General features: G+C 65.7%; 15 protein-coding genes. 3 read left to right on the top strand and 12 right to left on the bottom strand.

The genetic code is table 11. The features are described 5' to 3' along the window. Window positions 1–66: 66 nt before the first annotated feature. Entirely contained in the window at window positions 67–1,146 is a 1,080-nt protein-coding gene (locus tag OU995_RS20095) for a cell division protein FtsZ (RefSeq protein WP_267831869.1), read from the top strand. 102 nt (window positions 1,147–1,248) lie between these two features. Here the strand turns inward: OU995_RS20095 and OU995_RS20090 are convergent, their stop codons facing one another. The 3 genes from OU995_RS20090 to OU995_RS20080 all read right to left on the bottom strand — a co-directional run bounded on the left by OU995_RS20090 (window position 1,249) and on the right by OU995_RS20080 (window position 7,393). Beyond that, window positions 1,249–2,298: a hypothetical protein gene (locus OU995_RS20090; RefSeq protein ID WP_267831868.1), complete on the bottom strand. Its 1,050-nt coding sequence runs from the start codon at window positions 2,296–2,298 to the stop codon at window positions 1,249–1,251. A gap of 4 nt (window positions 2,299–2,302) precedes the next feature. Next, a complete protein-coding gene (locus OU995_RS20085; protein ID WP_267831866.1) occupies window positions 2,303–3,148 on the bottom strand; it encodes a pectate lyase in 846 nt (281 codons plus the stop codon). Window positions 3,149–3,502: 354 nt separating this feature from the next. After that, window positions 3,503–7,393 (bottom strand): ATP-binding protein, encoded by a 3,891-nt coding sequence (locus OU995_RS20080; protein WP_267831864.1) that lies wholly within the window; start codon window positions 7,391–7,393, stop codon window positions 3,503–3,505. Window positions 7,394–7,887: 494 nt separating this feature from the next. On the opposite strand from OU995_RS20080, the gene OU995_RS20075 reads away from it, so the two are divergent. Both OU995_RS20075 and OU995_RS20070 read left to right on the top strand, forming a co-directional pair. Next, a complete protein-coding gene (locus tag OU995_RS20075) occupies window positions 7,888–8,364 on the top strand; it encodes a SixA phosphatase family protein (protein WP_267831862.1) in 477 nt (158 codons plus the stop codon). 84 nt (window positions 8,365–8,448) lie between these two features. Further along, a complete protein-coding gene (locus OU995_RS20070) occupies window positions 8,449–9,789 on the top strand; it encodes a hemolysin family protein (RefSeq protein WP_267831860.1) in 1,341 nt (446 codons plus the stop codon). 3 nt (window positions 9,790–9,792) lie between these two features. On the opposite strand, the gene OU995_RS20065 is transcribed toward OU995_RS20070, so the two are convergent. The 9 genes from OU995_RS20065 to OU995_RS20025 form a co-directional block, all read right to left on the bottom strand. Further along, on the bottom strand, window positions 9,793–11,601 hold the full coding sequence (locus OU995_RS20065; protein ID WP_267831859.1) for a helicase HerA domain-containing protein: 1,809 nt from the start codon (window positions 11,599–11,601) through the stop codon (window positions 9,793–9,795). 167 nt (window positions 11,602–11,768) lie between these two features. Further along, window positions 11,769–12,212, bottom strand: coding sequence for a lytic transglycosylase domain-containing protein (locus OU995_RS20060; RefSeq protein WP_267831858.1), 444 nt, complete (start codon window positions 12,210–12,212; stop codon window positions 11,769–11,771). Between the two features lie 338 nt (window positions 12,213–12,550). Continuing rightward, complete coding sequence (locus OU995_RS20055; RefSeq protein ID WP_267831856.1) at window positions 12,551–13,633, bottom strand: hypothetical protein; 1,083 nt, start codon at window positions 13,631–13,633, stop codon at window positions 12,551–12,553. Window positions 13,634–13,641: 8 nt separating this feature from the next. Then, window positions 13,642–15,543, bottom strand: a complete 1,902-nt coding sequence (locus tag OU995_RS20050; protein WP_267831855.1) for a GspE/PulE family protein — start codon at window positions 15,541–15,543, stop codon at window positions 13,642–13,644. A gap of 1 nt (window position 15,544) precedes the next feature. Next, complete coding sequence (locus tag OU995_RS20045) at window positions 15,545–16,387, bottom strand: hypothetical protein (protein WP_267831853.1); 843 nt, start codon at window positions 16,385–16,387, stop codon at window positions 15,545–15,547. After that, window positions 16,365–17,813, bottom strand: a complete 1,449-nt coding sequence (locus tag OU995_RS20040; protein WP_267831851.1) for a type 4b pilus protein PilO2 — start codon at window positions 17,811–17,813, stop codon at window positions 16,365–16,367. The genes OU995_RS20045 and OU995_RS20040 overlap by 23 nt, the downstream gene beginning before the upstream one ends. A 13-nt stretch (window positions 17,814–17,826) precedes the next feature. Next, window positions 17,827–19,581 (bottom strand): secretin N-terminal domain-containing protein, encoded by a 1,755-nt coding sequence (locus OU995_RS20035; protein WP_267831850.1) that lies wholly within the window; start codon window positions 19,579–19,581, stop codon window positions 17,827–17,829. Next, on the bottom strand, window positions 19,578–20,141 hold the full coding sequence (locus OU995_RS20030; protein ID WP_267831849.1) for a toxin co-regulated pilus biosynthesis Q family protein: 564 nt from the start codon (window positions 20,139–20,141) through the stop codon (window positions 19,578–19,580). Before OU995_RS20030 ends, OU995_RS20035 begins: the two co-directional genes overlap by 4 nt. 77 nt (window positions 20,142–20,218) lie before the next feature. Beyond that, a complete protein-coding gene (locus OU995_RS20025; protein WP_267831847.1) occupies window positions 20,219–20,896 on the bottom strand; it encodes a type II secretion system protein in 678 nt (225 codons plus the stop codon). Between the last annotated feature and the right edge of the window lie 74 nt (window positions 20,897–20,970).

The raw sequence follows: 20,970 nt of genomic DNA, 5'->3' as shown, positions 1-20,970 counted from the left end.
GGCCAGCCTGGAAGTTTCTGATGAAGCAAGGCCATCGGGTGCTCGGGAGACGGAGACAATCACCCAATGACGACCGACTGGAGCCTTACCGCCTTGCTGGCGGCCCTGGGGGGCGTGGTGCTGGTGGGCGTGCTGGCCCAGGGCTGGTGGAGCGCCCGGCGCGCCGGCCCGCGCCGGGCAGCCCCTGCGCCTGTGCCTGCGGACCGGCAGGAGCCCAGCCTGGCCGCAGGCGCCGCCAACGCGGATGGCAGTTCGCCGGACGCGCTGCCGGACCTGCGCACGCTGGATGAAACCGTGCCCGCCGTGGCCCGCGCCCGCAAGACCTCCACCCGCATCGATGCCTTGATCGACGCGCTGGCCACCGTCACACCGGAAACACCGGTCAGCGGGGAGATGGCCTTGTCGCATCTGCCGGGCAGCCGCAGGGCGGGGACCAAGCCGTTCCAGATCGAAGGTTTGAATGCCGCCACTGGCGACTGGGAACTTCCGCAGCCGGGCCAACGGTATTCGGAATTCCAGGCCGGGTTGCAGATGGCCAACCGCAGCGGTGCGCTCAACGAGATCGAATATTCGGAGTTCATCCAGAAGGTGCAGGGCTTTGCCGATGGCCTGGGCGCCATGGTCGAGTTCCCGGACATGCTGGATGTGGTGGCCCGCGCCCGCGAGCTGGATCAGTTTGCGGCCAGCCATGACGCCCAGCTGGCGGTGCAGCTGCGGGCCAAGGGCGCGGCCTGGACCTTGGGTTTTGTGCAGCAGGGCGCCTTGCGCCATGGGTTCGTGCCCGGGTCGATTCCCGGCCGTCTGGTGCTGCCGGCGCCGGAAGAGGGCGCTCCGCCGGTGCTGGCCCTGCAGTTCAATGCGCAGGCCGCGTTGGCGGATGACCCGCACACCTCGTCGCTGCGCGAGCTGACGCTGGCGCTGGACGTGCTGCAGACGCCGGAGGCGCAGGAGCCGTTTGCCGTCTGGCAGGAATCCGCCCGTCAACTGGCGCGGGATTTCGAAGCCGATATCTGTGATGACCGTGGGCAGGTGTTGAACCTGCATGCCTTCCAGGCCATCGGCCAGGAGCTGGCAACGCTCTACAAGGCGCTGGCCGCGCGCGACCTGGCGGCTGGGTCGCCGGTGGCACGGCGGCTGTTCAGCTGAGCGCCTGACCCGCACACGGCGGGGGCCTCCTTCTGACGGCAACGGGCCCCGCCATTGGATTCGCGCAGTGGGGGGCGCAGTGGGGGGCGCAGTGGGTCAGACTCAGGGCAGGGGCTCCATCGGCGTCGGCCCTGCGCCCTGCAGCGCCTGATCCAGCAGGTCCTGCCGGTTGGGATCGATGTCCCGCAAGGTCTGCGCCAGGGCCCATTGCGCCTGCTGGCGCCGCGCTGGGTCCGCAATGTGCCGGACCAGCTCGATGGCTTCCTGCGGGGATTGACGGGCCAATTCATCCTGTGTGGCATGCAGCGCAATGGCTGCATCCAGACTTCCGTTGGTGCCTTGGGTCCGGATCCATGATCGGGCGGCAGTGCCATCCAGCGCCAGCCAGCGGCTCAGCGATTCGGTCAGAAGCGCCTGACCCGTGATACCGGGCAGGGTGCTGGCAAACATCGTGGCTGACCGTGCATCCTGATGGGCCCAGCGATCATTGACCGCCACCAGCGCCTCGGCCGCACCGGGCATGGCGCGCTGAGCGCGGGCGGACGCCCAGGCGGCGGCTTGCGCCGGCGCAAAATGGGTCCACTGGCTGAGCGTGGCGGAGGCCCAGGTGTCCCGCCACTGGGCGGGAAGGCCTGGCGTCTGGTCGAGGCTGTTGAGCATGCCTTCAAACTCCCGCCGCTGCCACAAAGGCTCCAGCAGCGGTTGCACGAGCGCCTCGGCCCACGCTGGCCGCAGCGCGGCGAGCTGAAGGGCGTGACGCCACGCCTGCTGAGCATCTCGCACCCATTCGGCTGCCAATAGCGCCTGCCACTGCGCCAAGGTGGTGGTGTCCGTGGGCGGCGGGCGGTCGGCGGAAGCTTCCGCGACGGCCGTGGCGGTGGCCGCCTGCGCCCAGGGGCTGCGATTCGACGGGCCGACCGCGTCGGGGTGCAGTCGGACAGGGGCTTCTGACAGGAAACCGTCCCAAGCCAGCCAGGCAGCGCCAGCCAGGAGGGCCAGGGCCACGGCCGTTAGCCCTGTGAGTCCCGCCAGGGCCGTGGGGCGCTGCCAGCGTTTGGGGGACGCCCCCATGCGGGCCCGGCGCTGCCACCGGCTCTCGCCGATGGGCATGGGCGGTGGAGGCCATGACCGGGCCACGCGTGGGGGCTTCATCACGTCACTTCAGGATGCAGCTGCGAGCGATGTTGCTGCTGCTGGTGTCCTTGCCGGGCTCGCTGCCCTTGCCAGTGCCGACGTAGGTGTCGCACTTGGTCTTGGAGCCTGAATACACCAGGTCAGAGATGGTGGCCACGTCGTACTGGCCGGAAATGCCGGACTTGCTGTCATAGCTGCTGTTCACCCCCACCACGGACGAATTGATCGTGCCCAGGCGCACGCCGGAGACGGTGACCTTGCGGGCGTACTGGGTGGAGCAGTTGCCGCAGGAGCGGTAGAGCTTGCCCACGTTGTCGGCATAGAAGTCGGAGATGACCAAGGTGCCGTCGCCGTTGTGCTGGAACACCTTGTCCGACGCCTTGAAGGCTGCGCCGCCGGAGATGGTCAGCTTGCTGGTGACGCCGCTGAGCTTGATGGCGGTGGCGGCATCTTCGCCCACGTCGGCCCAGTAGACGTTGGTGATGTTGCAAACGCCGTAGCAGTGCACACCGTCCGCCCCGCCGGCCGCCAGATTGGTGCCCGTGCCCAGCGATCCGTCGCCGATGACGACGTTTTTCACGGTGGCACCGTTGTTCAGCTTGAACATCGGAATCTGGCCTTCGCTCTGGGTGCCTTTCATGTTGGAGGCCGTGCCCACCAGGCAGACCCATTTGCCATAGACGGCCGTGCCGTCCCAGGTGGCGCCGGCGGCCACTTCGATGGTGGCGCTGACATTCACCTTGGTACAGCTCGGCACCGTCCGCACCCCCGGGGCGGCCTGGGCCTGGGCGGCCATGAACAGTGCCGCGAGGGCGAACACGGCATGCAGCAGCACGCCGAACGACAGTCGTTCAATCAATCGGTTCATTTGGATACCTTCCAGTGATGATGGAGAAGATCACCCGGGGAGCGTGGCTGGAGCAATCCGCCGTAGCGGGCGCTTATCGCCTGAATCGCGGGTGGCCGTCAGGACCAACCTGTCCGATTGAAGGAGCGGGGTGCCGCTGCATCGTCCCGCGCAGGGGGGCGAGCAGGGGGAATGACGTCAATGACTGTTGCAGACCGTCGTACAGTCCGCGTGCCCTTGTTGTCAGCGTTGTATCTGGCGATGTCTCCCTGGGCCAGCCCATTGTGGGGATACCGGTACCGGCGAGCTACTGTAAGAGCTTGCAGTTAGGGAAAGGCCGGTGATGGCGGGCCGGGGGGCGCCCAAGAACGTGCATCACAGGGCGCTGTGCTTGCCTGCGGCGCCGGCAATGGTCGCGAACAGCACGGCAGGGTCCGCCGGCTTCACCACATGTGCATCAAACCCCGCTTCAGTGGCCGCCGCCCGGTCCTCCTGGCGCCCATAACCGGTCAAGGCGATCAGGCGCAGGCCGGCCCAGGCAGGTTCCGCACGGATGCGTCGGGCCAGTTCATAACCGCTCATGCCAGGCAATCCGATATCCAGCAGGGCGACATCCACCGGATGGCGGGCGAGATGCTGCAGGGCGTCCACACCGCCATGCACCTGATGGACCTGATGGCCTTCCATCACCAGCATCATTGCCAGTGAGGCCGCAGCATCCTGGTTGTCGTCCACCACCAGGATGCGTCGGGGAGCGGTCCGAGCTGCAGACGGTGCCGCATCGGTCTCCAGGTCCCGGTCCAGCAGAGGCAGGCGCAGCTCGAACCGCGCCCCCCGCCCTGGCCCATCGCTGAAGGCCGCCACCGAGCCGTGATGCATTTCCACCAGCCGGCGGACCAGCGACAGGCCAATGCCAAGCCCACCCTGGGAGCGGTCCAGTGTGCGGTCCCCCTGAACAAACAGGTCGAACATCTGGGATTTCAACTCCGGCGCAATGCCGATGCCGTTGTCGGTGACGGAAATGAGCGCTTCGCGTCGCCCCTGGTCTTCCTCCAGGGCCAGTTGAATCTGCCCCCCCGGGTCGGTGTACTTCCCGGCATTGGTCAGCAGGTTTGCCACACATTGCACCAGGCGGGCCTGGTCGCCCAGCACCCGCAACGGTCGTCCGCTGGACAGGCTGAACTGGTGCTGGCGTTCCCGCATGAGTGGTTCCACCGTTTCCACCGCATGGGCCATCACATCCATCAAGGCCACCGGCTGGTATTCCAGTTGCACCCGGCCCTGCGTGATTCGGGAGACATCCAGCAGATCATCCACCAGCCGTGTGAGCGTGGCCACCTGGCGCCGGACGATCTCCACCATGCGTTGCCCGCGCGCATCCGGCAGCGCCAGTCGGGTCAGGACATCGGCCGCGCTGCGGATGGGTGCCAGGGGGTTGCGCAGCTCGTGCGCCAGCATCGCCAGGAACTGGTCTTTCTGGCGGTCCGCTGCTTCCAGCCGCCGGCGGGCCTGGACATGGGAGGAAATCTCCCGGAAATAACACACCACCCCCAGGCCGCCTTCCGGGAGCGGAATGCGGTGGGTTTCCCATTCATAGGCTTCCAGGCCGCCCCGATCGTTGCGCTCCGCAATGAATTCCGGGGCGTGGTAGCTCTCGCCGGTGGTTAATGTGGACCAGAAGTTGCGAATGATGTCGCCGCCCAGCGAGGGCCCCCACTGGCGTTTCAGCATGGCTTCGAAATCTCGGCCCACGTCATCGTCCGGATGGCCGAAGGTGGCCCGGGCGGTTGGATTGGCGTCGCGAAGATGAAGCCGTCCCTGTACCTCATGCACCAGGAAGACGCCGATCGGCGCGGCATTGAGCAGCGTTTCAAACTGGGCCGTCCGGCGCTTCGAGAGGGCCTCGGCCTCCCGCCGCATGTGCCGCAGTTCCAGAAGCGCCCCCAAACGTGCCAGCAGTTCCCGGGCGGAGAACGGCTTGATCAGATAGTCGTCCGCACCGGCATCCAGCCCTTCAATGCGGGCCTCTTCGCCGGCCCGGGCCGAGAGCAGCACCACAGGCGTGGCTCGCAGGGCCGAGTCCGCTCGAATGGCGGCCAGCAAACCCATGCCGTCCAGGCGCGGCATCATCACGTCGCTGACGATCAGGTCCGGTGGTTCTCGCCGGACCGACGCCAGGGCGGCCTGGCCGTCCGGCACCGTCTCCACCTCGTAATAGGGGGCCAGCAGGTCATGCAGATAAGCCCGCATGTCGGCGTTGTCATCGGCCAGGAGGATGCGGGATCCGAACGTTGGGGCGAATCGACGGTCGGTCACCGGCAGGTCCAGAGGGTCCAGCAGGGACAGCGGGGTTTGCAGGGACAGCGGTGATTCCGGGGATTGCGGGGACAGCGGGCTGGCGCCAGCGTCTCTGACACCCGCCTCGGTGACATCGGCTGGCGTGGACCCGGAGGGTGTGCGCCTTTGGCGTGTGAGCCCGGCTTCCATGCCGGCGGTTGGCGCGGCTGGGGCTGCAGCGGTGGGTGCTGTCGCAGACGCTGCCTCCCTGTTCCCAATGCCCCGGCGTCCCGACAGCTCGCGCTTGGCTGTTGGCTCCGGCAACCATCGCATGGCCTCTTCCACAAAGGCCCGAGCGGCGGAGGCGTGGGTCTGTGGCCGTGCAGGCAGCGGCGCAGACCTGCGCTGGTCCGGCGGCACATGAGCGTCCCCCAGAGGCAGTTCGATGCGGAAGGTGGTGCCGGCACCTGGCTGGCTGGTGGCTTCAATCTGCCCGCCATGCAACTTCACCAATTCCTGCACCAGTGCCAGTCCGATCCCCGATCCTTCATGGGTGCGTCCTTCCACCCCGGCGATGCGATGGAAACGCTCGAACAGGCGGGGCAATTCGTCAGGAGCGATGCCCACGCCGGTGTCAGCCACCTCCAGCCACGCCTGCCGGTCCTCCTGCCCCATGCGGACACAGACGCTGCCGCTGAGCGTGAACTTGAAGGCGTTGGAGAGAAGGTTCAGAAGAATCTTCTCCCACATGTCCCGGTCGACGTGCGCCGGCTGGTCCAGCGGTGGGCAGTCGACCTCGAATGCCAGCCCGGCCCGATCCATGGCGGAGCGGAACGTGCTGGCGATGTCCCGGGTCAAAACCGCCAGATCCACCGGCTCAAAATGCGCTTGTGCGCGCCCGGCTTCCAATCGGGAAAAGTCCAGCAGGGCATTGACCAGCCGCTGCAGCCGGTGGGCATTGCGGTGAATCAGTTCCAGCCGGTGCCGCTGCGTCTCGGTCAGCCCCTGGCCGCCCACCAGTTCCTCCAGCGGACCCAGCATCAAGGTCAGCGGGGTGCGGAACTCATGGCTGACATTCGAGAAGAAGTGCGTCTTGGCCTGGTCCAAGGCCGCCAGCGCTTCGGCGCGGCGGCGTTCATCTTCATAGGCCTGCGCATCAGCCAGCGCGGCAGCCAACTGCCCCGCCACCAGATTCAGGAAGCTGCGGTATCCCTCGTCCAGCGGCCGACGGGGGCTGCAGGCCACCACCAGGAACCCGGTGAGGTCCGGGCCTGCGCCCTTGATCGGCAACAGCAGCGCCTGCTGCACCGGTTCGGGCCAGGGTTCCATGGTCAGATGGATGGACAAGGCGCCCAGGGCGGGCAGGTCCTGCGGGGACTGCTCCTGGTACAAGGCCTCCAGCGGCCAGCCGCCGGGTGGGGCATCCAGCGCAAACTGCTCCGGGATCTGGGCGGCCATGGCCGGGTCGGTGGACACCACACGGCGGGCCACCGGCTGGTCGGTGTCGGTCAGGTAAACCGCTGCCAGGGGCGCATCCAGCGGATAGTCCGCCAGTACTTCACGAGCCCGCTGGCAGCAGTGGCGAACATCTTCGGACCCCGTGGCACCGGCGGCCAGGTCCCGCAGCACCCGCAGGCGCCGTTCACCGATCACCCGCTCGGTGACTTCGGTGACCACACACAGCATGCCGGCCACCCGGTCGTGGTCGTCAAAAACCGGGCTGTAGGAGAAGGTGTGATAACTCTCCTCCTTGAAGCCGCTGCGTTCCAGATAGAGCAACAGGCCTTCATCCCATGTCGCTTCTGCCTGGGTCAGAACATGTTGGATACGGGGGCCGATGTCCGGCCAGATTTCTTCCCAGACCTTGTCGGCGCGCGCGCCCAGGGCCCAGTCCCGCTTGAGGCCCAAGGTGGGCAGGTAGGCGTCATTGCAGAAAAAGGTCATGTCGCTCGACCAGGCCATCCACATGGCGTAGCGCGAGTCGAGCATCACCCGAATCAGGGTCTTGAGGGATTGCGGCCAGCCAGCCGGAGGGCCCAGCGGGGAGCACGACCAGTCGTGCGCCCGCATGCGCGCGCCCATCTCGCCGCCACCGCGCAAAAAGCCGGGGGCCGGAGGAGGGCCGCCGTCGGTGGAACAGGCCGCCGTTGACGTGGGCGGCATCCCATGGGGGGAGGCGGAGGCCAACGACGACGTCGAGCCTGCACTGGAGGACCACAACGAGGGTGAGGGTGCTGGCGAGGGCGCGGGCACGGGCACGAGCACCTGAGGGGGGGCCGAAGAGATGGTGCGGGGGGTCATGCGGCCAGGTTCCCTTCTGGATCGCTGTTGGGGCAGTCTACAAGCGGTGATGGGTTCTGCCACCTCCCATCACGGTGACCCGTGCGGCGGCGGGCTCGGGCGGGACGCAGGCCCTGAGGGCAGGAGCGCGGATTGCCTGTGGTCGGTCGGGAGACCCGTCGGGAGACAAAAAGGGCGTTTGAATGGATCTGATCTTGTGGCGACACGCGCAAGCCGTTGATCCCGGCCCGGGCATGGATGACATGGCACGGGTGTTGACACGCGAGGGTGAACGACAGGCCGGGCGGATGGCCGACTGGTTGAACCAGCACCTCCCGCAGGACGTGAAGGTGCTGGTCAGCCCGGCGGTGCGTACCCGGCAAACGGTGCAGGACTTGCGCCGACACATCCAGTTGGCGGAAGACCTGGCCCCCCGAAAGGGCGCCCAGGCGCTGATCGATGCCGCCGGATGGCCGCATGCGGATCAGACCGTGGTGGTGGTGGGGCATCAACCCACGCTTGGCATGGTGCTGGCGCATCTGGTGGGCGGCATCCCGCTGGCGCAGGCCATGCCCTGGCGTGTCCACAAGGCGGGCCTGTGGTGGATCCGCTGCGAGCACCTGCGCCACGACCGCCCAGGCGTGGTGGTTCGGGCAGTCAAGTCGCCCGAACTGATGTGAATCTCGGGGAGGTCTGCCTGCTTGTGGCATGGCGCGCAGTAAGGCGCCCGCTACACTGGCGGTGTTCATACATCGAAAGCCGCCTTGAGTTCCAGCCTCCTGTTGATCTTCGTGCTGATTGCCGCCAGCGCCTTTTTTTCGATGGCGGAGTTGTCCCTGGCTGCGTCGCGCCGTTTGCGGCTGCGACAACTGGCCGATGAGGGCGATGCCCGGGCGGGGCAGGTGCTGAAGGTCCAGGAACATCCGGGCTACTACTTCACCGTGGTGCAGATCGGTGTGAATACGCTGGCCATCCTGGCCGGTGTGGTGGGGGAAGGTGCATTAACGCCGCACTTTGAAACCGTGCTGGGGCCTTGGATGGAGATCAACAACGCCCAGCGGCTGGCGTTCGCCTTGTCCTTTGGCTGCGTCACCATGATGTTCGTGGTGCTCGCCGACCTGCTGCCCAAGCGCCTGTCGATGAACGAGCCGGAGCGGGTGGCGATGGTGCTGGTCGGCCCCATGCTGTTCCTGACGCTGGTGCTGCGGCCAGTGGCCTGGGCCCTGAATGCGTTGACGGATGTCTTGCTCCGCCTGCTGGGCCGCCCGATGAAGCCGGACAACACCATCACCCATGCGGACATCCTGGCACTGGCGGAAGCCGGGCATCAGGCGGGTGTGGTGGCGGATGCGGAACAGCAGGTCATCGAAAACATCTTTGAGCTGGACACCCGCACGGTGGAGTCGGCCATGACCTCCCGCGAGCGGATCGTCTACTTTGCGCTGGACGATGACGAGGCACTGGTGCGAACGCGGATTGCGGACTCCCCGCACTCCACCTATCTGGTCTGTGAGCACGACATCGACCAGGTGGTCGGTTATGTGGACGCCACCGACCTGTTCCAGCGGGTGCTGCTTGGTGAGGTCATCAGCCTGCGGGCGGAGCCGGCGCTGGTCAAGAAGGTGCTGATCGTGCCTGATCGGCTGACGCTGGCGGAGGTGCTGACCCAGTTCCGCCAGGCGCATGAGGACTTTGCGGTCATCGTGAACGAATACAGCCTGGTGGTGGGGGTGATCACGCTGAATGATGTGATGTCCACCGTCATGGGCAGCCTGGTGCATACCGATGAGGAAGAACAGCAGATCATCCGTCGGGATGATGGCAGCTTCCTGGCTGATGGCATCACACCGATCCCTGATGTGCAGCGCTCGCTGGGCCTGGACGACTTCCCGCATCCGGGCCAATACGACACGCTGGCCGGTTTCCTGATGGTGATGTTGCGCCGCATTCCCAAACGTACCGATGTGGTGGAGTGGGAAGGCTGGCGCTTTGAGGTGGTGGACGTGGACAGCCACCGGGTGGACCAGGTGATGATCGCCCGGGTGCAGTCGCCGAAAGAGAAAGACAAAGACAAAGACCGGGGCCCCGCCAGCCAGCGGGACTGAGCCTCAGTCCATCAGCAGGCTCGTGCCGTCGTAACGTGCGGCCTGGACCGGGATCGGATAGCGGTGCGAAGCGGTGAGGGCGCGCATGTAACCCGGGGTGCGAGTGCGCATGATGTCCTGCTCCATGCCCTTGAAGGCATATTGCACCGTGCTGAGGATGGCAGCCTCCTGCTGGCTGGACAGATGGCCGATGAAGAAGTTCTCGGTCTGGGCGAGCAGGTCGTGATTGATGGTGGACGGTGACTGCGTCGAGTAGACGATGCCGATGTTGAACTTGGCGCCTTCCTTGGCAAACCGTGAATACACGTCGATGACGTTGCCGGCATTGGGCGGGAAGATCATGTGGGCTTCTTCGAAATAGATCTGTACATAACGGCCGTCCATTTCATTACGCACGAATTTGCCCTCCTGCTGCAGGAACACCGCGACCGATAAGGTCTTCGCAAAATAGCGAATGATGCGTTCGTTGGCGCTGCCCAGATCCACGATCACCGTCCCGCCCTGGTCGATGGTGGCCAGGACTTCGGTGATGAAGTTGTCCACGCGCGGCGAATGAAACGGCGTGGCCGGGCGCAGTACATAGGGGCCCGCGCCGGCGTGTGGATAGAGGAAATGAGCCATGATCTCTTCGTCCGAATCAAAGAGATAACTGCCCTGTTTACGCAGGGCCGGATCGTTGGGGTAACTCAGGCTGAAACGCAGCATGAGCGAGATCTCGGACACCATCTCATTGAAGGTTCGTGGCTGCGATGGCGCGGTGGTGCCGTTCACCGCCTGATAGGCCGACAGGCGCAGTTGCTGATTAAAGCCTGGCGTGAACGGGTGGGAGTAACCCAGGGACGCGAGCACCCCGGACAGCCGCGCTTCATCATGTTCAAAGCCTGCATGGTGCAGGACGGTCCAGTAGGTCATCAGCTTGCGCAGCCGGCGCTGCACAACTTCCGGGGGCTCTTCGGGCGCAAAACGCAGCGTCGGCAGTCGGCAGGACAGCAGCGGGCGCACATAGTCGGTGTCTGCCACTTCGGCGGGCAGCAGCTCCCGCAAGGTGCTCAGGGCGTCTTCTGGCCGCTCATGGAAGTTGAAGCGCAGCAGCTTGCTGTTGGGGCTGCCCGCCTTGGCTTCGGAGAGGTAATACAAGGTGCAGCGGTCGGCATACACCGCGCCGATGTTGGCGACCCCATCCTGCGGGTTGCTGTTGGCATATTCGCCGTTGACATCAAAGATGAGCTGGCCGACGTCCCGCTTCTGTGCCGTGACGTCCAGCATGCCCTGCACCAGCAGCTTCACCACATTGGATTTGCCAAGCCGGGTCTTGCCGAACATGGCAGTGCGGCGGCCCCGGATGTCCAGCATTGACAGGGAACTCGTGACGCCGTTGTCTCGATAGACCTGAGATTCGTCATGGCGCAGCAGCCCGAATCGGATGCGATGCCGTGGCGTGACCGTGCCGTTGATCAGGAAATCCTGCATGCGCGGCGTCGGGGCGAAGGCCCCGTAACGGTCCGCGTGCAACAGGTGCCCGGGCTCGCCGGAGAAGCGTGGGGAGGGCTTCACGGCGGGGTCGTCCGAGGGCTCCAGGTGGTAGCTGCCCAGGAGTGAGAAGCGGATCAGCATCACCTGGCTCTGCGGGTCCTGTGCCGAGGGAGGCAGGCTCAGCAGGGCCTGGATGCGGTCGCGCTGGGCGGTGCCAGGGTCTGGCCAGGCCGGGAAATCCAGCAGCCGCAACAGCAGCAGACGGTCGGCATGCACGCTGTCAGGCGTGGGAGGGTGGTCCACGGTGTGTGGGAGGCTGCGCTGCAGGCTCTCAGTCATGAAACAGAACGCGCCCCGGCATAACGCCGCCTGGGAGTCCCAATGGGAACGATTGGCAATGACCAGCACGTGCTCGTGACACAAGGTCACGACTGGCCCGAGCCAGTGGCTGGACCGCAAGTCTTCAGCGTGAATGAGCATGGAGTGGTGAGCAGAAGGGAGGGAATTCAACGGCTGTAGGGGGGCTGCGGGGGGGGGCGCAGCGAGGGGTCAAACCGGCCCAAGCGTTGCAGCACCTGACGGGCATAACGCTCCCGTTTGACCGGGTCACGGGCGTTGTAAGCCCCCAGGGCGGCCACCGTGGGGCCCATCCGCACCAGATTGCTGCCGAGGATCCAGGCGCCCACCATGATGTTGGTGCAAGGGTCCCAGAGATCGGCAGGACGGATGCCATGCCGGGCCAAGGTGGGTAGCCAGCTCGTGTTGATCTGCATCAGCCCCACATCGGTCGAGCCATTGCTATTCCGGTTGAGGGCCTTGGGATTCAGTCCGGATTCCTGCTGGGCAATGGCCTGGAGCAACAGCGCGGACATGCCGTAGCGTTGAGAGGCCCACTCGAAGCAGTGGGACATGGTGGGGGTGATCAGGGCAGCCGGGGGATGGGAGGACACCAAGGTGCCTGGCGTGGGGCCCGTTCTGGAACGGCCAGCAGCCCGGGCGGTCTGGGGCGTTCCTGAGGGACGTGCGTGCCGGGCCACCCCAGTCGCTCCGGCCGTTCCGGCCGTTCCTGTTGCCCCTGTCGCGCCTGTCACCCCTGTTGCCCCTGTTGTCGCCAAGGGCCAGCGCGCAACGAGCGTCTCAGGGGCCGCCATCACCCCTTGGGATGCCAGTGTTCCCATGCCGGTGAACAGCACGTTGATCAGCCAGGGCAAGCGCGCAGTCCGCCGGCGGGTCATGACCTGCGCTGCCCCTCGCAGAGTGACCCGCACCTGGCCGTGTCGACGGGCCTTCATGGTGACTGCACCGTGGGCGGGGCCTGGATGCCGGTCTGCATCTCGAACGCGGTGGCAAAAAAGCCGGCCATCATGCCGGCCAGCGTAATGCCAGCCATGGCCATCAGCGTGGTATTCATGCGGCTGGCGGATTCCTGAATGCTGCGCTCAATGCGGTCGATCGAGCCCACACCAATCTTGACGAAGGCCGCAATCGGGTCCCGTCGTTCCGATGCATCCTGTACGCGGTCTTCCAGCGAGCCGTTCAGCACACCGGTGGAGAAGGCCTGACCGAACTGGGTGGACTGCTCTGACGACAAGCGGGCCAGGATCTCGCGCAGGTGCCAGCGCATCCAGGGGGAACTGAAGCGCGCGGCCCGTTCCAACGAGGAGCGCAAGGACACCCCGGCGCGCATCAGTGAGGAGATTGAGACGATCAACATGGCCCCTGCGAAGTCCCGGTAAAGACTGTAGGGGGCCCATTTGTCCAGCCGTCGCCGCACATGCCCCTGCCAACGGGAGAGTGAGAGTGCGAACGCCACCAGGCCGGCCACGAGCGCCAGCGCCATCAGGATGCCGTAGTGACTCACGGCGTAGGAAACTGCATACAGCACCTTGCCCAGCGCTGGCCATCGCTCCGGCGGGAGCAGGTCCGCCAGGATGGGCACGGCAAATAGCGAGAAGCCCGTCAACAGGCCTGCAAACAAGACCATCAGGATGATGGGGTACACCACCGCCTTGCGGACCGTGCGGAACATGCGGTCGACCTTCTCCACCGTTTCGGAGAGGAAGTACAAGCCCCGTGACAAGCCGGCGTCTCCGCTGCCCTGGATGGCATCGATGAGGATCAGCTCCGTCGTGGGCACCACACCGATCAAGGCCTGCGACAGCGAACCGCCCATGGCCTCACGCAGCATGTGCCGGAAAAGCAGGGCGTCCCCCCGCGAGCGGCCGCGGCTGCGCGCTTCGTATTTGCGCAGGATGGTGAACAGAGGCACCTTGTCTTCCAGTGCGCTCGCCAGGTCGTAATAGAAGTCGGCGCGCCGTTGCTTCAGGCGGCGAGCTGCCGTGTGGAAGAGGATCCAGTCGAGTATCTGCATGGAGGCGATCAATGATCTTGGAGCAAGGACTTGGCCAGTAGGGATGCCCGGCCAAAGGTTCGTTCGAAATAGAAGGGATCGACGCGGCCTTGAGAAATGTCATAGAGCACATGCCCCCAGGCTTCCTTGCCGTCCATGTCGGGGTCGGTAAAGGGAGTCACCTGCCGGCTGCGCCAGTAGCGCTTGGCGTCAAGGTCTCGCCGTTGGTGCAGCAGTTCCAGCAAGCGCAGGTCGGGCACGATGACCTCTGCACCCACCTTCATGCCGCGGGTACCGTTGCGTTGGCCGGTGCTGTAGTCGATGAGCGGTTTGCGGCAGTGCGGGCAGCCGGTGTCGCTGGCGCAAAAAATCTGGTCGGGCGCGATCCCGAAACCTTGCTGGTACACCGCCAGTGCTTCCGCCGACATCACCTCACGGGCCGCCACCTTGCAGTGCTCACAATTGAGGGGCACCAGGACCTGATAGACCAAGGCGGAAATGAACTCCGGGCTGCAGAGGTCGTCCCGCTGAAGGCCCACGATGTGGGAATTCAAGCGGCTGATCACGCCCAGGGCAGAGGTCGCATGCACGGTCGAGAGGATTTTGTGCCCGGTCTGGATGGCGACCTGGGCCATGTTGGCGGACAGCGAATCGCGGATCTCGCCGAACAGGCCCACGTCCGGGTCCATGCGCAGAAAGGACAGCATGGCGCCGTGGAAGGGGTTGGCACCGGCTTCTGGCATCAGCGAACCCCGCTGGATGGAGAGATGGGATGCGCCGGCCAACTCGTACTCCACCGGGTCTTCGATGGTGATCAGCTTGCGTGTGCCTTCGCGAGCCAGGTAGGCCAGCATGGTGTTGAGCGTGGTGGTCTTGCCGGAGCCGGTGATGCCGGCAACGAAGATCCCGCCCCAGGAGGAACTCAGGGCGTCATGCAGTCGCTCCACCTGCCAGGGGGTGTAACCCAGACGGTCCAGGGTCAGTTGCTGCAGATGGGCGGCATTGTTGGAGCGCAGGATGCGCATCACCACGTCCATGCCACCAACGGCCGGATGGCTCTGATAACGCAGGGTCAGCCGCATGTCCGGCAGGTCCAGCGGGATCATGGCACCCTGCGGAACGCCGCCGTTGAAGGCCACTTCGCTGCGAGAGTTTTCCTCGGCCAGCACGGTGTAGGCGGCAGAGATGCCATCCATCACGATACGGGCCGGGAAGCTGCCGAGGGTGCGCATCAGGCCGTCCAGCCGAACCCGCGCCCGGCCGATATCCCCGCGCAGTTCCAGGTGCAGATCACTTGCGCCGGCAATCACGCAGCGGTGGACGATGGTGCGAAACCACTCCAGCGGCGATGAGTTGGCCACCATGGTCTCGATGGCCCGGGCGCTTTCGCTCTCGGTCTCGCCACCGACGTCCCGCCGCTGGGTGCGGTAGGAAATCAGCTCGAAGATCTCCGGCGGGGCGGTGTAGAAGCCGGTGAATTCGAAACCGAGCCGCTTGCCGGCCTGCACCACGTGGTACCAGTCCGGGCTGCGGAGTTCCTCTTCAGTGGAGAGCACAAGAAAGCGCTGGGCGGGCAGGGCCAGTGCCATCAGGCGGCTTTCCTTGTCGCGGGAGACGCGCACCTGGCGCTCCTCCCTGCCGGCCATGACGTTGTCAGACACCACCGACAGCACCCGGTCGTAAGGCGGCAACTGGGCGTAGTCGGTGATGTGGCGGGACGGGCCTGCCGCAGGCAATGCGCTGCCGGCCGCGCCAATGGATGCGGCGGCCGTGGCGGTCGGGACGTCGGATGGTGGTGCGCTTGCGGTGGCAGGCGGAGCAGGAGCTGAGTCTCCGCGCGGTACGTGCGGCACTTGCGGTACGCGCGGGACTTGCGGCACCAGCGGTACTGCCCGCGGAAGTGCATCCGAATCGGACACCGGCGTTGTCATGTCACCGCCCTTGTTGGGATGCCAGGGCGACGGGCGCCTCCAGCGGCAATTGGCTGGCGCGGAACGCGGAAGGCGGCAGGGCGGAACTTCCCGGCGAAAGACTCAAGGGCCCGCCAACGGCCCCTGGGGCGCCTGGTTGAAATGGGTAGCCGGAGAGGGTGCTGCCTCGGGCAGGGGGAGGGAGCACCATGGAGGCAGGCGCCCGCCCCTTGCCCTGTGCAGAGGTGTTGAGCTGGACCGTGACACCGGTGGGGGTGATGGACCGTACTCGCCAGGGGCCGACTTGCGGCGAGGGGGCGGACGACAGTGACACCCGGTGGATGCGGCCTTGGTAATAGAGCTCCGCTTCCAGCCGTTGGCCCACGCCGGTGAGGGACCACACCCGTGGGATCTCTTCGGTTTTGGATTCGTGGGCCGAAGGGGGCGGCATCTGCGGGAGCGGCACCGGGCTGGGCGCGGCGGGGATGGCGTCCGTGCCCAGCAGCCGGCGGGCGGCGGTGTCCAACTCTTGCGCCTTTTTGCGCCGTGCGGCCTCGATGATCTGTTGCATGGACGATGCGGCTGCACTGTGGTCATCCTCGGCGGCCCAGGCGGGGGTGACGGCGGCTACAGAGACGGCGAACGAGGCGGCGACTGTGAAAGAGGCGGCGACGGCGAAAGAGGCGACGCTGCACACCCGGCGCCTGCCCAGCAGGCTGGCGATCGCGCCGCGAGGCGCGGCATGGGTGATGCGGCCGTCCGTACGGCGACTCCTGCTGCCACTCATGCCACCGTTGCCGCAGCCCACGTGGGCGTGAAACGAAGGCTGGCCATGCGGAATTTCAATAAAGTTTGCCTTTTGCATAAACGCGTCCGGTAAGGGTGTAGGTGATCTGGCTGGCGTTGAGTTGCACCGTCAGCGATTCAGGAACAGCCGAGGGCGGCAGGTCGATCGAGGGCAGGGACCACAGACCATCCGTCACCTGCCACTCGAGTTGGACGACGGGCTGCTTCAGCGCCTGCAAGTCGGTGACTGTGGAGGGGCCAAAGAGCCGGGAAGGTTTGAGCGAGGTGGCCTGGGCATTGCCCGCCACCAGCGCCACATCCTGCAATCGGCTTCCCCATTGCTGCGTCGCCGTATCGGCCAGCGGCAAGGCCCGCCGCGACAAGGTGGCCAAGCGTGCGGCTGGCGGTGCGGAAGCCGCTGCTGATGACGAAGCCGCTGCATGACCGTCCAGCTCTGGTTCATCCCAGGGATGGTGGGTGGTGATGGCGGCACCCAGCAGGTCGTTGTTGGGGGTGGGAGTGACCCTTGGAAAGCGACTGTCGGTGGGGGGCTCGGTGAGAAAGTCGTGGAAATTGCCGAAGTTTCGGCTCCAGGTGGCCTGGCAGTCGCGCGTGTTCTGACTGCATTGAAAGCGCTGCAACGCCCACCCTTCGCGGCTGAGCGGGAGGCGGTTCAGCAAGGTGCGCCAGCGGTCCAGCACCGCATTGCCGGGGACGCCCGCCTGAGCCAGCATGTGCGCAATGGCCTTTTCATAGAGCCGGTTCGGATCGTTTTCTGCAGCCAGCCGCGCTGCTTCCTCGGCGGCCTTCCGGGTCTGGTGTTGCTCCCAGAGGAAGTAGCCCAGTGACGATCCCACCAGTAGCGCGGTGAGTCCTCCCGCCACAACGGTTCGACGCAGCGTGCGATTGACCAACGGACGTACCAGCGAACCGCTTTCTGGCATGTCGAAGATGGTTTGCACCTGCAGCATTTCCCCGTTGGGAATCACATCACGCAGGTCGGTGGCCACCCGCACATCCTGGTCGATGTGAATGTCCCGAAACTCCTTGAGCAAGGCCAGGGCGGCTTCCAGCCCGTTGACCAGCCGGTCAAAGCCCGGCACCGGGCGACGGTCCATCAGACCGATGAACGCCACCCGGTTGCCGGCGGAGAGCAGGATGGCTTCTGCCCCACCGGAGGAGAAGCGTTCGATCAGCATGACCACGGCGGCATGTGGGCGGCCAGGGCCCGGCTGCAAGCCACGCGCCAGCCCCACCAGGCTCTTGTCCGGGAGCATCGTGGCAAAGGTGTAACCCAGCTTGCGGGCACGTTGGAATTCCGCTTCTGGCGCGCTCCGATCCTGGATGGGGCTCCACTCCAGCTCAAAGATCACACGGGTGCCCGCAATGACGCAGCTTTTGGCCACGGCGTTGGGAGCGCCTCCCGAGGCGTCGCCACTGGAGAAGTCGAGGCCGCCACCGGGGCCGAAGGCGCCAGCGGAGCCGGAACCAGGGATGGATGACATGACAACTTCCCCTTCAGCGATCGGTGAGACGGGGCGTGATCAGGATGACAGTGCCCTGCTTGGTCCGACCCCCGCGCCTGGAGATGGGCAGCAGACCGCGGATGACATCGGTGTCGTCCAGTTGTGCCTGTTCGCGTTCGTAGCCCACCAGCACCAGGGTTTGGCCCGCCGGGACGCTGATGCGTTGCAGTGACGAGAAGCTCACCGTGTTGGGCAACTGGATGGACTGCGCGGTCGCGCCACTGCCGCTGGTAAATGCCTTGATTTCTCGCAGTTCACTGACCTGCATGGCGGTCTGCAGCAGCACGCGGTTGGAGTCGAGGATGACCGGGAGAATCATCAGACCCAGGCCAGTCGAGATCGAGCCGGGTACCAGCGACCCCCCGGTGGAGGCGCCGGTGGTGCCATTCACGACCGCCGCCGTACTCTGGCGAACGTAGGACTGCGTCTGCAAAGATCCCACCGGCACCGGCATGCGGTTGGTGGTGGTGACCACGCTGGAATACGCGGTGGACACCTTGCCATATTCCTGCAGCGAGTCGGCCACCAGCTTGCTGGCGGATTGCCGCGACGCGGAAGGGGCCAGCAGGAAGGACAAGGAGCCGGGCGTATTGCCCGACAGCGCCCCGGGCCCTTGGGGGCTGGTGAGGGTCAGCGAGTTGCCATTGACCTTACCGAGCACGGCCTCCCAATTGATGCCATTGCTGAATTGGTCGGTGAGGTTGACCTGCAGCACCTCCACCTCCAGCACCACCTGGCGCAGCAGGCTGGTGTTGACTTCTTGCAGGAAGGCTTCCACCCGCTCGACATTGTTCAAGGCATCGGTCACGGTGACCAGGCCGGACCGGGCGTCCACCTGCAAATTGGCGCGCGCAGACAGCATGCCCTTGAGCGATTCCCTGAGACCGCTCCAATAATCGCTTTCGGTCTGGAAATCGATGGTCAAGGTGCCGTTGCTCGTGCTGCCGGATCCGCCGGAACTGCCAGCGCCGCCACCCGCACCGGAGCTGTTGCTGCCGCCGAACACGTCGAAGCTGCCGTTGGTCTTGAGCCCGTTGGGCAGGGCCTTGACGAGGATGGAACGGGTGACCAGGCGGCTGAAGACGATCTTGCCGCCGTTGTATTCCCACTGCAGACCCGCCCGGGTGGCCACCTGATTCAAAAGGCCTGACAAGGGGCCGGAATAGTCCAGCTCCAGGGTGTTTTGCAGATCCCGGGGGTGCACGGCGAGGGCCAGCGCGCCGGCAGCCTCTGCCTGCTGGGCCATGGCCTGGTGGGATGGGGAGGAAGTCGCGCCGCTGGTGGAGGGGGCGTCTGCGGTCACCAGGCCGCCGGGCGCGTAGTCCGCCGCGTTTGAAAGCGCGTCCGGCGTCATGATGACCGGAATGTCAATCAACCGGGAAATCAGCTCTGCCACCGTAGGCAGCGGGTGACGCCCGGGATAACGCAGCGTCACCTGCCCGATGTGGGTGGGTAAGGTGGCGGCGCGTTGCAAGGGAATGGAGTGCCGCGCGAAACGGGGCACGGTGTCGGCCTGCACCATGGGGGGGAGGCGCTGAGCTTCACGTGCCTGCGCCTGGAACTGGCCGGCACGGTCTTTGTTGCTGCTGTAGTCTCGCTGGGCCACGTGGGCGGACTGCACCGCACATCCCGAAGCAAGGACGCAGCCCAGGGCCAGCGCCAGACGCCCGGGCCCACCGGCCAGGGCGCGCGGGATGATGGCAGGGACTCGGGGGGCTGCTGTGGCAGTGTGTTGGGGTCGGATCAACGCCGTTCTCCGTCGAGCATGTAGCGCACCACGCGTACCACGCGGGTGTCAGGATTGACGCGGGCTTGCACCGGATAGTCGGTATCCCGCAGTGAAGTCATGGCCTGGTCCAGGGCCTGCAGAAAGTTGCCGTTCAGGGTGACCTGCGCGTCGATGGCGAAGTCGCGATCCACCTCCCACACCAGTTGCCAGTTGGCGATGCGGGTCCAGCGCAGCAGGGTCTGGCGGAAGCTGTGGTCGGACAGTTCCACGGTCCATTCAGAGGAGGCTTCGCCTCTCATGCTCGCCAGGACGCTGTCCTGATCGGCACCCTCGGGGCGTGCAGGCAGCGGTTGAGCCCGGGGCGTGCGGACCCATTCGACTTCACCATAGCCGGACACCTCGCCGCCCGATGGAGGGGGGGAGATGGGGGGGCGCGAAACTTTGGCCGTGGGATCGGGCGCGGTGGGTGGAGACGACATGGCGGCGCGTGAGGCGCCCGTTGGGGGCGACGCAGCTGTGGCCTGGGCACCGGCCACCAGGCCCAGGACGAACAGCGGAAGCAGCCTGAGTGTTTTCATGACGAGCCGTAGAGGAAGCCGTTAAAGACGGAACAAGGCCCGAGCCGCGCAATGCGGGCCCGGGCATTGGGTGGGGCTTAGATGGCGACGAAGGCGTGGATCTCGCGCGAGCTGCTCGTGCCCGAGCGGCATTCTTCGGCCAGTTTCGTCAGGTCAACACTGGCGTTGGCCAACGGACCCTTGACCAAGCCACCTGGATTGGCGTTGTTCGTCGGAGTGTCGTAGTTGGTGCTTGCGCCCGAGCCTGACCCGGTGCTCGCGGTGCCAGGTGTCACCCACATGACTTGAGCCAGCGGGGCCAGACCATTCACCACGGTGGCGCACATGTCGTTCGGGATGCCGGTGGCCACCACGATGTAGCCGCGGTCTTCACCATCGACACCATCAAAATTGGCCGTGCTGCCCTGGATGTACAACTTGCCGCCGAAGGCGTTGCTGACGTCAACCTTCGTGTTGGAAGCATCCCACTTGACCGTGGTGGGCGAGAACGCCCCCAGCGCGGCCGCCCGCAAGGTGTTGATCTGGCTGAAGTCGCCGCTGTTGACCGCTGCGCCCACCAATGCCGCATTGATGCGCGGAATTTCCGCCAGCAGGTTGTTGGCACGGTTGTTGGCCAGGATGCGTTGCACCCCCACCAGGGAGCCGACGATGACGACGGAGATGATGGCCAGCGCAATCGAGAGTTCGATCAGCGAGTAGCCCTTTTGCCGGGATGCCTCGGCCTTCAGGGAACGGGGAAAAGCGTTTCGTTTCATGGTGGTCCTAGAAATTGAAATCACAGCCCGCCACGTTGGCTGTGTAGGGATGGGTGGCGAACCGATGCCGACAT

This window comes from Roseateles sp. SL47 (genome assembly GCF_026625885.1).
Taxonomy (GTDB): Bacteria; Pseudomonadota; Gammaproteobacteria; order Burkholderiales; family Burkholderiaceae_C; genus Roseateles.
This window is presented reverse-complemented; position numbering and strand designations above follow the sequence as displayed.

What these genes read in the sequence shown, in the direction of transcription:
- OU995_RS20095 (WP_267831869.1), top strand. Translation starts at nt 67, where the DNA reads ATGACGACCGACTGGAGCCTTACCGCCTTGCTGGCGGCCCTGGGGGGC.
- OU995_RS20090 (WP_267831868.1), bottom strand. Translation starts at nt 2,298, where the DNA reads ATGAAGCCCCCACGCGTGGCCCGGTCATGGCCTCCACCGCCCATGCCC.
- OU995_RS20085 (WP_267831866.1), bottom strand. Translation starts at nt 3,148, where the DNA reads ATGAACCGATTGATTGAACGACTGTCGTTCGGCGTGCTGCTGCATGCC.
- OU995_RS20080 (WP_267831864.1), bottom strand. Translation starts at nt 7,393, where the DNA reads ATGCTCGACTCGCGCTACGCCATGTGGATGGCCTGGTCGAGCGACATG.
- OU995_RS20075 (WP_267831862.1), top strand. Translation starts at nt 7,888, where the DNA reads ATGGATCTGATCTTGTGGCGACACGCGCAAGCCGTTGATCCCGGCCCG.
- OU995_RS20065 (WP_267831859.1), bottom strand. Translation starts at nt 11,601, where the DNA reads ATGACTGAGAGCCTGCAGCGCAGCCTCCCACACACCGTGGACCACCCT.
- OU995_RS20055 (WP_267831856.1), bottom strand. Translation starts at nt 13,633, where the DNA reads ATGCAGATACTCGACTGGATCCTCTTCCACACGGCAGCTCGCCGCCTG.
- OU995_RS20050 (WP_267831855.1), bottom strand. Translation starts at nt 15,543, where the DNA reads ATGACAACGCCGGTGTCCGATTCGGATGCACTTCCGCGGGCAGTACCG.
- OU995_RS20045 (WP_267831853.1), bottom strand. Translation starts at nt 16,387, where the DNA reads ATGCAAAAGGCAAACTTTATTGAAATTCCGCATGGCCAGCCTTCGTTT.
- OU995_RS20040 (WP_267831851.1), bottom strand. Translation starts at nt 17,813, where the DNA reads ATGTCATCCATCCCTGGTTCCGGCTCCGCTGGCGCCTTCGGCCCCGGT.
- OU995_RS20030 (WP_267831849.1), bottom strand. Translation starts at nt 20,141, where the DNA reads ATGAAAACACTCAGGCTGCTTCCGCTGTTCGTCCTGGGCCTGGTGGCC.
- OU995_RS20025 (WP_267831847.1), bottom strand. Translation starts at nt 20,896, where the DNA reads ATGAAACGAAACGCTTTTCCCCGTTCCCTGAAGGCCGAGGCATCCCGG.